Below are 16594 nucleotides of genomic sequence, written 5' to 3'. Positions count from 1 at the left end.
ATGAATTCTAAACTTCTTACTTTAGACTTCTCAACTTCAGACTTCTTCTAATTTCTAACTTCCAACTTCTTATTTCTAAAAAAATGTCACAAATAAGCATAGAAGGCATAATTTACACTCCGGCAGATTTTACAGGTGACCAAATAGACGATTTTGCCGATAAATCGACCTTTCGCCGGCAACTATATCTGTTCCTGAAAGAGTGGTTCTCTAATTCTCCCACACTCCGCTTGCATACTTCCGGATCAACAGGGAAACCCAAAAAAATCGTTGTACGGAAAGAACAGATGCTGCAAAGCGCTAAAAGCACCTGCGGTTTCTTCGGTTTGGGAAAAGGAGACAGGGCTCTACTATGCTTGCCTTTAGAGTATATCGCAGGGAAGATGATGGTTGTCCGTGCCCTGTATGCGGGGTTGGACATCTACCCGGTTGAGCCGTGCGGACATCCTCTTGCCCATACAGATATTCCGTTTGATTTTGCAGCCATGGTACCGCTACAGGTGTACAACTCCCTTCAAACCGAAGAAGAAAAACGACGTTTATCCCGGATCAAACATCTGATCATCGGCGGAGGGGCAATAGATCAAACTCTCGAAAGAGAACTAAAAATGTTTCCAAACGCGATCTACTCTACCTACGGCATGACCGAAACCCTTTCACATATCGCCCTGCGCAGGATCAGCGGAGCCCAAGCCAGCAGCTATTATACTCCTCTTCCAACTGTCGGGCTGGCATTATCCGAAGACAACAGATTAATAGTAGATGCTCCTTTGGTTACAAATGAACCATTCATAACCAATGACATTGCCGAACTTCGCCCGGACAGTAGCTTCCGCATTATAGGAAGAATCGATAACGTGATCAATTCCGGCGGCATCAAAATACAGATAGAGGAGGTTGAGCAGGTTTTACAGCCTCATATCACCGGGAATTTCGCGATTACTTCCATCCCCCACCCTAAATTAGGCGAAGCGATTATTCTTATGATAGAACAATCGGATGATCCGGGTTACGTGGAAAAAGCCATCAGACAACTCCTTCCCCGTCATCAGCAGCCATTGCTTATCCATATTGTTGAAACCATTCCACAAACAGGGAACGGCAAAACAGACCGCTTGGCGATGAAGCAACTCGCAAAAAAGATTAATCTATCGTCACCGACAACAGGATATATCCATTAATTTTGTATTTTTGCCTATGATTTAAATAATAAAAGGATAAAATGAAGATAGCGCTTATCGGTTACGGAAAAATGGGGCATGAGATCGAAAAAATCGCCCGTGAAAGAGGTCATGAGATAGTATGCATCATCGATATGGACGAGGAGGAAAAGTTCGATTCTTCCGAATTCAAGGGTGCAGATGTAGCGATTGAATTCACCTCTCCCGAAAGTGCTTTACGCAATTATCGACAAGCATTTGCCGCCGGAATACCTGTGGTGTCGGGAACAACGGGATGGCTTGCACACCTCGATGAAATCAAAGAAGCATGTGGGAAAAACGGGAAAACATTTTTCTATGCTTCTAACTTCAGCTTGGGTGTTAATATCTTCTTCGCGTTGAACAAATATCTTGCGGGACTGATGAACCACTACCCCGGTTACGATGTACGTATGGAGGAAACCCACCATATCCATAAGTTGGACGCGCCAAGTGGGACAGCTATTACCCTGGCAGAAGGTATCCTTGCCAATATCGACAGGAAAGAAGGATGGGCTTTGGATAACGATGCACTGGACAAAGATACTTTGCGTATCGATGCTTTTAGGGAAGGAGAAGTACCGGGCATCCATTCGGTGATTTATGAATCCGACGCAGATCTTATCCGTATCACACATGATGCAAAAAACCGGAAAGGTTTCGCCCTCGGAGCAGTACTCGCCGCGGAGTTTACCAAAGGGAAGAAAGGTTTCCTTACAATGGAAGATATGTTAGATTTAACCCACTAATTTTTAAACTCAATTGAATATGACTATAGAAGCAAGAAAAATATCACTTGTTCAAGAGTTTCTAAGAATTGATAATGAAGACATTATTAAGGCTTTGGAAGATTTACTTCATCAATCAAAGATAGAAGCTTTTAAAAAGAATTTCAACCCAATGTCTTTAGAGGAATTTAATAGTGAGATAGATAAAGCTTTAGATGACGAAGAAAATTATCGCCTGACAAGTGTAAAAACATTGAAGAAAAAAATTCAAAAATGGAGTTAGAGATTTTTTGGTCTCAATTCGCCGAAGATAAATTGCAAGATATTTTCGACTATTATAAAGACAATATCGGAATTAAAGTAGCAAGAAAAATTGTCGACAAAATCGTTGACTCGACCATTAATTTGGATAAAAATCCAAGAACGGGTGCTATCGAGCAACTTTTAAGAGACAGAAAGCAAGAATTCAGATATTTGGTCTCTACAAATTATAAAATTATTTACTATATCAACCTTGAAACTAAGCGTATTGTAATTGCAAATGTGTTCGACACAAGACAGAATCCGGATAATATGATTAATGAAATTGAAATAAAATGAGCAATAAACCTTCTCAAAATCAACAGGCTAAAAATGCCACAACGCCCCATTCCAGTTTAGCCACGAGGTTTTCAAATGCCTCACGCCGGCAATGGGTATGGTTTGCCATATGGGTAATAGCTACCATACTGTTCTCCCTATGGGCCGGTTCACCCTGGATATTGCTTTTTATCTTGCTATTCTTTGATATTTATATCACCAAATTCGTACCCTGGTCGTTCTGGAAACAGTCGAAGAACAGCGCCTTCAGAAAAACCATGGAATGGGTGGATGCTATCCTGTTTGCGTTGATAGCCGTCTATTTCATCAATACCTTCTTTTTTCAGAATTACCAGATCCCCACTTCATCACTTGAGAAATCCCTGCTGGTGGGTGATTTCCTGGCTGTAAGCAAACTGAGTTACGGTCCCCGTGCACCCATCACCCCGTTGTCGTTCCCACTTGCCCAGCATACCATGCCGGTAGTCGGCGGAAAATCATATATTGAAAAGCCGCAGTGGAAATACAGGCGTTTAAAAGGATTTGGCAAAGTGAAAAGAAACGATATCGTGGTATTTAACTTCCCTACCGGCGATACAGTAGCACTGAACCGGCAGTCGGAAGATTTCTACTCGCTAGTAAAAAGGAATCCCAATGGTATCAACGGTGTCCGGGCTGATAAACGCACCTACGGAGATATTATTTACCGTCCGGTGGACCGACGGGAGAATTATGTAAAGAGATGTATAGGTCTTCCGGGGGAGACCATCCAGATGAAAAACGACTCTGTATTCATCGACGGTACTTTCCTCCCTAACCCCCGCCTCTCTCAACACTCTTACATGATACATACCGACGGGACTATCATTTCTCCCGATGTTTTCAAGGAGTTAGGTATCAACAAAGCCGATTATTTAATATATGATGCTTACGGGCAGATAGTAATCCACTCGCAGGACCTGACCGGAGCAGATAGTCTGAGTATGGCCTGGAGCGGATTGCATCCACGCAATGGCAATAATGGAAGAGTTTATTTTAATATAGCTCTTACTGATGAAATGGTGGTGCAACTGAAAGCCAAACCGTTTGTCTGGGATGTAATCAAAGAGAAGGAACAACGGGGAATGGGCTACTATTACCCAATCAACTATGAGACCGGATGGACGCGCGATACTTTCGGCCCGTTGTGGATTCCCCAAAAAGGTGCGACCATCAATTTCGATACTGATACTGATTTCAAGGTAGCCGCATACGAACGGTGCATCAAGAATTATGAGGGCAACGACTTTGCCTATCGCGACGGTAAAGTATTTGTCAACGGGCAGGCAGTCGACTCTTATACTTTCAAGTTCGACTATTATTTTATGATGGGAGACAACCGCCATAACTCCGCCGATTCCCGCGTATGGGGATTTGTCCCTGAAGACCATATCGTAGGTCAACCAATCCTTATCTGGCTATCTCTGGAAAAAGACAACAACTGGTTCAACGGTAAGATAAGATGGAAAAGGTTGTTCCGTAGCGCCAAGATACCGGCATGAAAATAATGTGTTGATGTGGAGATTTGATGATTTATTGATTTATTTGTGATGATACTGCTGTCATCTTTTTACCTGGCGCCGGTCGAGTATTATGCAGCACTTTTTCATGCCGAAAATGCGATTATCGAGATTCAGGACAATTACCGGAAGCAGTCATATCGTAACCGTTGCATCATCGGCGGGGCAAACGGTCCCTTGGCCCTGAGTATCCCGGTGGAGAAGCCGGAAAAAGGAAAAAGCCGGATGAAGGATATACGTATCGCGGAACATGGCGACTGGCAGCATTTGCATTGGAATGCCATTGTTTCGGCGTACAATTCTACTCCCTTTTTTCAATATTTCGAAGAGGATTTCCGACCTTTCTACGAAAAAAAACACCGATTCCTGCACGATTTCAACGAGGAACTACGTCAGCTTATCTGTAGTTTTATCGGCATTGAAACACCGTATAGCTATACTTTGGAATATGTGAAAGAACCTCCTCCAAATATAATAGATCTGCGCGAAACCATAGATCCAAAAAAGACCTCCTCTTGCGAAATACCTCAATATTACCAGGTTTTTGCCGAAAAACTGGGATTTACTCCAAATTTGAGTATTATCGATCTGCTTTTCAACCTGGGCAACGAAGCAAGACTTTACCTGATAAATATTCATACCACAAAGCCTTAAAACACAATATTTAACACCACCCTCCTCAATTGAAAAAGAAAATCAATAACTGTAACATTAAAAAATTTAACATTAATAATTTGTACATAATACTTTTTTACTATCTTTGCAGCGTTAAATATAGTGAGAAATATCAATTATAAATCAACATTATTTAATATCAATAAGAGAATATCTAAAAAGACTCAATTTAATGTGCGCATACATTAAAAATAAATCTAAATTAAATTTACATTTAGCAACACATTTGTTGTATGCTAAAGTGTATACATATTTTCCCCCCCCCCCCCATTAACATTAATTAATACAATAAGATTAATATTGGAGTATATTGCATCTACTCCAATACTGGTTGTGTTCCGATACTTGCGGAATACTATACCTTATTTCTCTAAATATACCTTTTCGTTCATTCATCTGCCTCTTTTATTTAATCAACTTTTTACTCTTTTTTCCAAAAAGATATTTTCAATCCTACTAAATACTCATTCAAATGAGGTCCTGTACAACGTCCAACGTTCTTCAGGATTGTTAAAGTGGTGGCTGATTCCAACATTACAAGACGACCTCACTATTTATCGAAAAGGATATTCAATATTATGGAGAGGAAACGATAACGTTTCGCATACTCTGAATTATTTATTTCTTAACTAAAAATACGAGATATGAAAAGAATTCATTCAGCCTATTTAAGTATAATAATTGCTTTATTATTAAATACGATATCATGCAGTAAAAAGTTTGAAGACTGCAATGAGTCTTTGTATTTGAAAAATAATTCACAATCTTCAATTTATTATGCTACTACACTAAAAGACGGTTTTCTCAACTATGACCCGTCGAATCCGACGTATGCATCAGATTATAAAATAGGCGTCGGCCAAACCCAGAAAGTCCGAATAGGCATCACCCTTTCATGCTGGGAACAAGTAATAGAAAGTGCTGACGGGTACTTGTATATATATATTTACGACGCTGAGACACTGGAATCTGAAGGATGGGATAACACAAAAAATAAACCATTAAAAAAATACAATTTAACGGCTAAAAATCTCTCTCAAATGAAGTGGACAGTCGTTTATCCATAATAATATCATTCCATTTTAAAAACATTATTGCATGAACAGAAAAATCAATCTTAAACAAAATCTGAAAAAGATTTACGTATCAAGCCGAAAACGAGAGCTATGGCTTTCATTGCTTGTGATAACTCTTTCACTTTCTGCTCAGAATGCTGTAGCAAATTCTTCAGGGATTTCAGCAAATAATCTCGAAGTACAACAGCAGAGGAGGGCAATTACCGGTATCGTTTCGGACTCGAATGGAGAACCCTTACCGGGTGTAACTGTGCAAGTGGTAGGTCGGGAAGGTGGTGTAATAACCGATATTGACGGACGATACACTATCAATGCAGCCCCTGAAGAATCATTGAGGTTCAGTTATGTTGGGATGAGACAGGTTACAACAGTAGCGGGTAACCTTACCACCCTTAACATCACTATGCAGGAAGATGCCGAGTTATTGGACGAGGTTACCATTACCGCTTTTGCTACACAAAAAAGAGAGAGCGTAGTTTCTTCCATAGAGACCATTAATCCCAGAGAACTCAGGATTCCTTCGAGTAACCTTACAACTGCTCTGGCGGGACGATTGGCAGGAGTGATTTCCTACCAGCGAAGTGGGGAACCGGGCAATGACAACGCACAATTCTTCGTACGAGGGGTTACCACATTCGGTTACGCCAGCAGCCCGCTCATCCTTTTGGATGGTTTTGAAGTAAGTTCTTCTGATCTGGCACGAGTAGACCCCGATAATATCGAACAATTTGCTGTATTAAAAGATGCTACCGCAGCCGCTTTATACGGATCGAAAGGTGCGAACGGTGTAATTATGGTTACTACTAAAAGAGGGGTAGCCGGAAAACCCAAGATATCGATTCGTGCCGACGGCCGTTTGTCCGCCCCCACCCAAGTGCTGGAAACCGTGGATGGTCCTACTTACATGAGACTATACAACGAAGCACAGTTCAACGACAACCCGTTGCTCGAACCCTATTACAGCGCGCAAAAAATACAGAATACCATTGATAATCTGAATGAATACGCCTATCCGAATCTCGACTGGTATGATATCATGTTCAAACCCCATACATTCAACCAGCACTATAACATGAATGTGAGTGGAGGAGGCTCTGTCGTAAAATACTACTTATCAGTATCTTACGATAAGGACACCGGCATTCTGCGGGATAATAAGTTGAATAATTTCAAGAATAATATCGACATCGACCGATTCAATATTCTTGCTAATATAACTATGGACCTTACGTCCACCACTAAGATGGACATCAATATGAATTCCATTTTCGAGAACTTCACAGGCCCGCTCGATAACACGAATGATATCTTCGCCAGTGTGGTAGCCTCGAATCCGGTGGAGTTTCCTAAATATTACCTGCCCGATGAAAAAACTGCCTATGTGAAACATACGCTGTTCGGTTCAGATGCTACCGGTACGATGATCAACCCCTATGCACAAATGGTGCGTGGTTATAAAGACGGTTCTCTCGGGCGGATTACTTCACAATTTTCATTAGATCAGAATATGGATGCCGTTTTGGAAGGATTGATGGCAAGAGCCAAAATATCCATTAAGAACGACAACCGGTATGAGAATTACAGGAGTTACGTTCCGTACCTGTATAATATAAAAAGCTATGATGAGTTTAGCGACACTTACGTACTACAAGAGGTACGCAGAGGGACCGATGCTTTAGGTAATCCCAATATCACCCGTGATGGTGAATTCAAAGTATATATGGAAGGCGGACTCACTTACGCCAATACGTTAAACGATTTACATGACGTAAGCGGATTGTTGATCTATACGCAGGAGGAAGCAAAAAACACCGGAATCTATCTACCGCAGGATATGACCATCCAAAGGACGTTACCTCAACGGAACCAAGGATTACGGGCACGTGTTAATTATGGATTCAACTCAAAATATCTTGCTGAACTAAGCTTAACCTACACCGGTTCGGAGAAATTCGACAAATCACACCGCTGGGGGATATTCCCGGCTTTTGGGTTAGGGTATATCGTGTCGAACGAACCGTTTTGGTCTCCACTTGAGAATACTATCTCCAACTTTAAATTGAAATATTCCTGGGGAAAAGTAGGTAATGACCAGATTGCCGGAGCTGCGGATCGATTCTTTTTCCTCTCCGACATTTCTACCGGAGCAGGCGGATACAGTTGGGGAAGGGATTTCAACACCAATTATGGAGGATTTAACATCAACCGTTATGCCAATCCCATGATCACATGGGAAATTGCACAAAAACAGAATATAGGTATCGAGGTAGACCTGTTCAAGAACCACGCAGTGAAATTGATCCTGGAATATTTTACAGAAAACCGGAAACAGATCTATCAGGCACGTGCTAATTTGCCTGCAACCATGGGGTTGACCAGTGCCGTATATGGTAACGTGGGAGAGGTGAAGAGCGGCGGATGGGACGGATCTATCGACGTAAATCATTCGTTTAACAAGGATCTCTGGATTCAAGGACGTTTCAATTTCACCTTCGCACAGAATGAATATGTCCAAAACGAAGAACCTGAATATCGCTGGCCCTATTTGAGTGACATCGGGTGGCCCATCAATACATGGAAGGGATACATCGCCGAAAGGTTGTTTATCGATCAGGCCGATGTGAATAATTCGCCTGTACAGGAGTTGGGAAGTGTTCCTCAACCGGGAGACATCAAATACAAAGACATCAATGGCGACGGAAGGGTAAATTCCGACGACCAGGTGCATATTGGTTATCCGACCGTACCTGAGATCACCTACGGATTCGGATTGTCCGGAGGTTATAAGAATTTCGATATCTCCTGCTTCTTCCAGGGACAAGACAGGGTCTCCTTCTTTATCGACCCGAATGCAAGAAGATACGATCCCGACCGATTCGGTATAGCACCTTTCGCCGGACATAGAGGGGCTCTTAAAATTATCGCCGAGGATCACTGGAATCCGAATAACCCGGTATCGCATGCTTTCTGGCCGAGATTGTCCGCCACCATCAACCAGAACAATAGCGTGCAGAATTCAACCTGGTGGCTCCGCAACGGACGTTTTTTACGGTTAAAAACAGTAGAAGTGGGATACACACTACCGAATAAGTGGATCGGATCAGTACCTTTCAGCATGGTTCGCCTCTATTTCACCGGACAGAACCTGCTCTCCATTTCCGATTTCAAACTCTGGGATCCGGAAATGGCAGGAAACGGGCTGGCTTATCCATTGCAGCGCGTGTACAACGTCGGGTTAAACATAACATTTTAATTATTAAAAGAGTAATCATATGAAATCAAAAATAATTGCCATAAGCTTTATTTTAAGCTTATCCGTCATTCTGACGAATTGTAATTATCTGGACATTATCCCGGATAACACGGTACAGGTGGGCAGCTTGTTCGAAAACCGGGATAAGGCGCTCAATGCACTATCCACCTGCTACAGATATATGCCGAATCATGAAAAACTTCACTACTCCATGTCCCTTGCCGGCGATGAATGGGTGGGACGTCTGGATGCCGACCATGGTGAAAACAGGGGATTGCTGAGAGGGATGCAACTGATGCGTGGATGGAACAACTCTAACGATCCCATTTTAAATTACTGGGCAGAGGGTGGAGGAGCTACCGGTCTATATCGAGGCATTCGTGTATGTAATATCTTCTTCGAAAATATAGACAATGTTCCGGACCTGACACCTGCTGAGCGTAACGACTGGGTAGCACAGGTGAAGATACTGAAAGCCTATTACCATTATTACCTGCTCAGGCTATACGGCCCGATTGTTATTGCCGATAAAAATCTGGAACCGTTCTCTTCTGTAGAAGAGGTAAGGCAGGAAAGGCAAACGATAGACTCCTGCTTCAATTACGTGTTGAATCTGATCGATGAAGTATTGTATGACGAGAGTGGAAGCCCGAGATCTGAACTCGCCGTTGAGAGAGAGAGTGCCTATTACGGACAGATAGACCAGATCAATGCCCGCGCCATTAAGGCCCAGGTGCTCCTCACCAGGGCAAGCCCACTGTTTAACGGCAACTCCGAATATTTCAGTAACTTCAGGAATAAAGCGGGAGAAACCTATTTCCCTATGCAATACGATCCTGAGAAATGGAAACAAGCATTGGATGGCATCAAAGAAGCCATTGATTTCGCCGAAACCCGTGGCAAGAAGTTATATACATTCAACGGGCAACCTAAATTTTGGGATGTGGACAACTTTGAAACTTCAGAAATCATACAATATGCTTATAATAAGCGTTTCGCCATTGTCGATTCTTGGAACGACGAATTGATCTGGGGATATTCCGGATTGGATTATGAAGGACAGGGAGGGTTTGCCCACGCTACCAATATGCGCTCTGTAGCCGACCCCACGCAGGCCGGATACGCATGGCAATGGTTGGGTGCCGACTACAGAATGGCTGAACTTTTCTATTCAAAAAATGGAGTACCCATTGAAGAGGATAAAACTTACGAATACGACAACAGACTCCAGATCACTGAAATTCCTGATGACAATTATCATAAGGGATACATGCAGGCCGGTCAGCGAACCATTAAATTACATTTGAACCGGGAACCGAGATTTTATGCATGGATGGTCGTAGACAGAAGTATTTGGCGTACACATGACCTTGCCAACGATGTAAAAATGAGATACAACGAATTCCCGGGAGGTAGAGGTTCTCAACACACAACCGACTTTTACTGGACAGGTATCGGGGTAAAGAAACTGGTGCATCCCGAGTCGGGCACCGGTCACTGGGCACGTGTGGTAAAATACCCCTATCCCATTATCCGATTATCGGATCTGTATTTAATGTATGCCGAAGCATATAACGAGTATCACGGACCGGGAGCACCTGCATACGATTACCTAAACAAAGTGCGGGCCACAAGCGGACTGAAACCGATAGAACAAGTATGGAGTGATGCCAATATAGTAAGGACGCCAGACAAACACCTCACGAAAGAAGGGCTGCGCGATATCATTCAACGGGAACGCCTGATCGAGCTATCCTTCGAAGGGCATCGTTATTTTGATATTTTGCGCTGGAAACAGGCAGACAGGTACTTTTTATCGCCTGTCAGAGGATGGAACACTACAGGTGTGGATCCGGAACAATTCTACGTGCTAACAACATTACAACCACGCAGATGGCAGACACCCCGCGACTACCTGATGCCCATACCCATTTCAGACTTAAATAGAAATCCGAATTTAGTGCAAAATCCGGGATGGTAATCTATTAAAATATAAACAATTATGAGACGAATATATTATTTTTACACTTCTATCTTATTATTTGCAGCGGTTTTTATCATGAACAGCTGCCAGGACACTGCGGTGGGAGACACTACTCCCCCGGGGCAGGTTACAAACGTGATTTTCACGCCGCAATACGGTGGAGGTTACTTCACTTACACCATTCCATCCGATGCAGATTTTCTCTATACCCGGGCAGAATACATCATTGACACCGGGGCGAAAATATCCAAAACCAGCAGCGTCTATTCCGATACACTATTTATCGACGGGTTCGGACAAGAAAAGGAGTACGATGTACAAATTTTTTCGATTGACAGAAATAATAACCAATCCTCACCCGTCACTATGAAAGTGGTACCGTTAGAACCTACCACACTGGCAGTATTGGAAACCGTTCAGGTACAGCCCGGATTTTCCTCATTGGTGGTTGACTGGGAAAACGATCAGAAAAAGAACATAACCATTTACGTAAATGTAAAAGTCGGGGAAACGGAAGCCACCAAAATTTATGCTTCCAATCTTGAGAAAGATCGTTTTATGATTGATAATCTGAAAGGAGAACCACATACGGTAAATGTATATATCAGAGATACTTATGAGAATCAGACGGAAGTGAGGAATTTTGGGGAAATCACTCCTCTTATGGATGGAGCGATCTCGAAAAAACAGTGGTCTTTCCTTCGTGATCAGTTATTGTATGGTAACCGGTGGGATTATAACAGCAGTCCTAATCCTTTTGAACAGAAACCGTTTGAGGAATATGCAGGCACCTATCGCAAAGACAGCATGATGAATGCACCCATGTCTCATGTAGAAGGCCGTATTGAGAAATTCTGGGATAATGAGTATGATTATGAGCCTAAACTCAACCTCAATTATTTCAATACAGGGCAAGTCAGCTACCCGTTTTCCTATTTCATAGACTTGGGACGTGAAGTAAAAGGAAGCCGTTTTAAAATATGGCAACGCGATGCGTGGGGTATGTTATACGGCGGAGAGAATGTGGAGATATGGGAGATATGGATCAGTGACGATAAAGATCCGACTGACGGTGTCTTTGACGGATGGGAATATGTGGGAAGATACCGGATTACCCAGCCCTCGAATGTAATTGAAGCAAGAAACGAAGCCCGTAACGGACATGAGTACATGTTTTATCCTGATAATCCACGTTTTACCAAATCTTTCCGTTATCTGCGGTATAAAGGTATCAAGGCTTTTGGAGGTGGAAATTCGGGATGTACTTCCGAAATCACCATTTTCGGTACGGAAGCTGACGGATCCATTATCGAAGATCCTGAAACATTGACAGGTGTTTTAGAAGGATGGGAATAAATCAACGGTACATTAATTTTCAAATTAATAATACAGATGAAAAAAATAAAATCAATAATAACATTAAGTATTCTCATTGCTTTCGTGGGGAACTACGGATGCGACAGTATGGAGGATAATTTTAAGCAATATCTCGAAGAATATAACTATTCCGGCAAGATCGACAGTTTGCGCGTTTATCCCGGTTATGAGAGAGTAATATTGGCATGGGATAATCCAAAAGATCAAAAATCAAAATCGATCAGGGTTGTATATGGTAGCGACAGCACTGTTATATCGTTTGACACGTTGGTAGATTCTATCAGTATTGAAGGATTAACTGCGGGGACCGGTTACGAGTTCATTGTCTACACAATGGATGCTCATAACAACCTGTCTGTGCCGACCTATATTACTGCTTTCCCTATTTCACAAGCCTTTGTCGAAAGTTTAACACCGCCAATGGTGGTTGTCCAGACAATCGGTCCCGATCAATACATGTCGATCATGGGAACCTCAAACGTGTTGATGAATTTCTCGGGTCATGTTGAATATACGGTTACCGGACCGGATGATTTCTCTTTATCAGACGAAATCTACTTACCTGAGTTGGCAGGGAAGCCTCAAGTTGATATTCCTGTCGCCGACCTTATATCTTTACCGTTTCTACCTATAGGGGATTATACATTTAATATTAAAGTCTCTGTATGGCCTCTTCAGGGCAATCTGGTTTCTGTTGACGAAGTATGGCTTTCCAACACTCAGACAATTACGGTAGAACCGGTAAAAATCAATCTGATGACAATTCCCGGAACCGTATCCGACCAGCATAACACCGGAGGCGGCGAAGGTATCCAGATGCTGGTCGATGGCAACCCCAACACCAAATACCTGTGCGGGACTCAGCTTACATGGATGATGTGGAAGATGGATCGGGAATTCATCGCCAACACCTATGAAATGACATCAGCCAATGATGCAGAGGGTCGGGATCCGAAAAATTGGGTAGTGGAAGGGTCAAACGATGGCAGCAATTGGACTGTGCTCGATCAACAATCCGAGGTCAAGTTTACAGCGCGCTACCAAAAGAAAACATTCACGTTCTCCAATGTAACACCCTATTCTCATTACAGATTGAGGGTTACTGCAAATAACGGAGCCAGTATATTCCAATTAGCAGAATGGACATTATTTTACGATAGCAATCAATAAAATATAGGACAAAATACAGACAGAATCAGGTAGGAGAAGACTATTTCGTTTTCTCCTATCTTTTTTACATAATCATCCCTTCCTGCTTTATTTCAATTCATCACCATTTTTTTCTATTTTTGTAGCCGGAAAAAACAGGGTTTTACTTTCGGTAGGATATATCAGGAAATGAACACCTTCGGAACTTGAATAAAAAATTATGATGCATCACAAGACAAGAGTACGCTTTGCACCCAGCCCCACAGGACCGCTGCATATCGGCGGGGTACGTACGGCACTATACAATTATCTCTTTGCCAAACAACAGGGCGGAGATTTTATCCTGCGAATTGAAGATACTGACTCTTCCCGGTTTGTGCCGGGTGCAGAAGTGTATATCCAGGAAACATTCGACTGGTTGGGTCTTCCGTTTGACGAAAGCCCACTGAAAGGAGGAAGCTACGGGCCCTATAAACAGTCTCAACGAAAAGAGATCTACAAACAATATGTCAATGCTTTGCTCGATAAAGAAGCAGCCTATATCGCGTTCGACACACCGGAAGAGTTGGAAACCCAAAGGGCGGAGATTGCCAATTTTCAGTATGACGCTTCTACCAGGGATAGGATGCGTAACTCGCTTACCCTCCCGGAAGAAGAAACAGAGTCTTTGATAAAATCAGGCACGCAATATGTTGTCCGCATCAAAATAGACCCTGATCAGGAGATTATCGTCGATGATATGATCCGTGGTAAGGTAGTTATCAACTCCTCAGTACTTGACGATAAGGTGATCTATAAATCGGCCGATGAACTGCCCACCTATCACTTAGCCAATGTGGTGGACGACCATCTGATGGAAATAACCCATGTGATCCGTGGTGAGGAGTGGCTTCCCTCGGCTCCTTTGCATGTATGGTTGTACCGGAGTCTGGGCTGGGAAGAAGATATGCCGCAATTCGCCCACCTCCCGCTCCTGCTCAAACCGGAAGGAAACGGCAAACTGAGTAAACGTGATGGTGATCGTCTTGGATTTCCCGTTTTTCCATTGCAATGGACAGACCCGCAGACAGGTGAAGTATCGTCGGGATACCGCGAAAGCGGCTATCTAGCGGAAGCGGTCATTAATTTTCTCGCTTTTTTAGGATGGAATCCGGGTACGGAACAGGAGTTATTCTCCCTTGATGAACTGGTACAGGCATTTTCTTTCGACAGATGCAGTAAGAGCGGAGCCAAATTCGACGTGGAAAAAGCCAAATGGTATAACCACCAATATATCCTCAAAATGTCCGACCATGACCTGGCTGAACTGTTTATGCCTGCTTTACAGGAAAAAGGGATCTCCACATCCATGGAGAAAGTGGAAAAAGTAGTCGGATTGGTAAAAGAGCGTGTACATTTTATCAGTGAGTTGTGGGATCAATCATCCTTTTTCTTTGTCGCACCCAAGGCCTACGATGAAAAAACGGTAAATAAACGCTGGAAAGAAGAGACTCCTGCGCAGATGAAGCAATTAGCAGCATTGCTTGAAGGAACAGACGACTTCTCTGCAAAAAACCAGGAGAAAACTGTAATGGATTGGATCCAACAGAACCAATTACATACCGGAAACGTTATGAATGCATTCCGGTTGGCCATCGTAGGTGCCGGAAAGGGACCGCATATGTTCGACATTACCGAAGTGATTGGTAAAGAGGAAACACTCCACCGTTTGGAACAGGCAATATCTACTCTGCCGTAAAGGTAAATTTAATTCTGTATAACAGCAATGGATATCGATTTTGTGATTACCTGGGTTGATATGGACGACCCGCAATGGAAAGCCGATTTCACCAAATATTCGGGTAAAATCGACAACTCGAAGAATGAGGTTTCGGAAGCCCGTTTCCGTGACTATGGCTTTCTGAAATATTGGTTCAGAGGGGTAGAGAAATTTGCGCCATGGGTGAGGAAAATACATTTCGTCACCTGTGGTCAAAAACCGGAATGGCTCAATGCCGATCATCCCAAATTGGCACTGGTAAATCACAGTGATTACATCCCCGCAAAATACTTACCCGTATTCAACTCCTCGCTCATAGAGATATATCTTCATAAAATCCCAAATCTGGCAGATCGTTTTGTTTACTTCAATGATGATTTTTTCATCATCGACCATATCGGAGAGGATCGTTTTTATACCAATGGGTTACCCAATGATATTGCCGCATTCCGCTACAATTCAGGAATGGGATTATGGTCGAAATGCCTGAAGAACAATATCAGGATTATCAACGAAAGGTTTGATAAACATGAAGTGCTACAACGCGATCATGATAAATGGTTCCATCCTTCTTACGGAAAGAAAGCCAATCTGACGCGATTACTGAAACCTTACGGAAAGTTTGTGACGCTTATTACTCCACATAATGCCCAGCCCTACCTCAAATCGACTTTTGAAGAGGTCTGGGAATACGCCGGAGACAAATTGACCGCGGTATCGACTAACCGCTTTCGCAGTCCCGAGGATTACACCCAGGAGTTATTCCGTACCTGGCAGATCTGCCGTTCAAACTTTGAACCTTACAACACCTACAAGAATACAAAGATGTTCCCGCTCGTACTTCGGTCGAAGAAGGCTATAAAAGCCATCTACGATCAGAGTTACAAGTTGATCTGCCTCAATGACAATGCCCATATAAGGAACTATACACAGGTTATGCAGGAGATAGAAAAAGCTTTTGAATTTATCCTGCCGGAAAAATCCCGGTTTGAGTTATAGTCATATCCACACTCTGTGCTATGGAGAAAGAACCATTAATTTCTGTTATTATCCCTGTCTATAACGGGGAGAAGTATATAAGGCCATGTATAGAAAACATACTTAACCAATCGTATAAGAATCTGGAGATTATTGTCGTAAACGACGGTTCCTCCGAATGGAGATGCTATCAATCTTTTCGTAACTGACACCACTTTACGCCGTTTTTTAATCAAAATAGAAAAGCACTTATTTATCTCTTTGCATATTATTATCTT

13 protein-coding genes and 1 pseudogene are annotated in these 16594 nt (G+C 42.7%); all 14 read left to right on the top strand.

Annotated features, from left to right (window positions below; translation table 11 throughout):
• Positions 1–83: 83 nt before the first annotated feature.
• A complete protein-coding gene (locus U2P89_RS06070) occupies positions 84–1181 on the top strand; it encodes an AMP-binding protein (protein WP_175533535.1) in 1098 nt (365 codons plus the stop codon).
• 41 nt (positions 1182–1222) lie between these two features.
• The gene (gene dapB / locus U2P89_RS06065; protein ID WP_091905726.1) at positions 1223–1948 is read left to right on the top strand and encodes a 4-hydroxy-tetrahydrodipicolinate reductase; all 726 of its coding nucleotides are present in this window, start codon (positions 1223–1225) and stop codon (positions 1946–1948) included.
• Positions 1949–1967: 19 nt separating this feature from the next.
• Positions 1968–2210: a hypothetical protein gene (locus tag U2P89_RS06060; protein ID WP_091905729.1), complete on the top strand. Its 243-nt coding sequence runs from the start codon at positions 1968–1970 to the stop codon at positions 2208–2210.
• Positions 2201–2527: a type II toxin-antitoxin system RelE/ParE family toxin gene (locus tag U2P89_RS06055; protein WP_091905732.1), complete on the top strand. Its 327-nt coding sequence runs from the start codon at positions 2201–2203 to the stop codon at positions 2525–2527. Before U2P89_RS06060 ends, U2P89_RS06055 begins: the two co-directional genes overlap by 10 nt.
• Positions 2524–4047 carry a signal peptidase I gene (gene lepB, locus U2P89_RS06050; protein ID WP_091905735.1) on the top strand — a complete coding sequence of 508 codons (1524 nt, stop codon included), beginning with the start codon at positions 2524–2526 and terminating at the stop codon, positions 4045–4047. The genes U2P89_RS06055 and lepB overlap by 4 nt, the downstream gene beginning before the upstream one ends.
• A 48-nt stretch (positions 4048–4095) precedes the next feature.
• A complete protein-coding gene (locus tag U2P89_RS06045) occupies positions 4096–4719 on the top strand; it encodes a WbqC family protein (protein WP_322190936.1) in 624 nt (207 codons plus the stop codon).
• Positions 4720–5384: 665 nt separating this feature from the next.
• Positions 5385–5807, top strand: coding sequence for a hypothetical protein (locus tag U2P89_RS06040; RefSeq protein WP_019537983.1), 423 nt, complete (start codon positions 5385–5387; stop codon positions 5805–5807).
• A 31-nt stretch (positions 5808–5838) separates the two neighbouring features.
• Positions 5839–9069, top strand: coding sequence for a TonB-dependent receptor (locus U2P89_RS06035; protein WP_322190920.1), 3231 nt, complete (start codon positions 5839–5841; stop codon positions 9067–9069).
• 19 nt (positions 9070–9088) lie between these two features.
• Positions 9089–11050 carry a RagB/SusD family nutrient uptake outer membrane protein gene (locus U2P89_RS06030; RefSeq protein ID WP_019537985.1) on the top strand — a complete coding sequence of 654 codons (1962 nt, stop codon included), beginning with the start codon at positions 9089–9091 and terminating at the stop codon, positions 11048–11050.
• A gap of 21 nt (positions 11051–11071) precedes the next feature.
• A complete protein-coding gene (locus tag U2P89_RS06025) occupies positions 11072–12409 on the top strand; it encodes a DUF4959 domain-containing protein (protein WP_019537986.1) in 1338 nt (445 codons plus the stop codon).
• A 36-nt stretch (positions 12410–12445) separates the two neighbouring features.
• Entirely contained in the window at positions 12446–13600 is a 1155-nt protein-coding gene (locus U2P89_RS06020; RefSeq protein ID WP_322190919.1) for a DUF4998 domain-containing protein, read from the top strand.
• Between the two features lie 199 nt (positions 13601–13799).
• Positions 13800–15317 carry a glutamate--tRNA ligase gene (gltX, locus tag U2P89_RS06015; RefSeq protein WP_091905738.1) on the top strand — a complete coding sequence of 506 codons (1518 nt, stop codon included), beginning with the start codon at positions 13800–13802 and terminating at the stop codon, positions 15315–15317.
• A gap of 27 nt (positions 15318–15344) precedes the next feature.
• Positions 15345–16337 (top strand): Stealth CR1 domain-containing protein, encoded by a 993-nt coding sequence (locus U2P89_RS06010; protein WP_091905741.1) that lies wholly within the window; start codon positions 15345–15347, stop codon positions 16335–16337.
• A gap of 20 nt (positions 16338–16357) precedes the next feature.
• Positions 16358–16495, top strand: a pseudogene (locus U2P89_RS06005) (glycosyltransferase family 2 protein); the annotation flags it as partial.
• Between the last annotated feature and the right edge of the window lie 99 nt (positions 16496–16594).

The sequence above is a fragment of the Proteiniphilum sp. genome (assembly GCF_034331125.1).
Lineage (GTDB): Bacteria > Bacteroidota > Bacteroidia > Bacteroidales > Dysgonomonadaceae > Proteiniphilum > Proteiniphilum saccharofermentans.
Note: the sequence above shows the minus strand (reverse complement) of the source record. Positions and strands in the feature narration are given on the sequence as shown.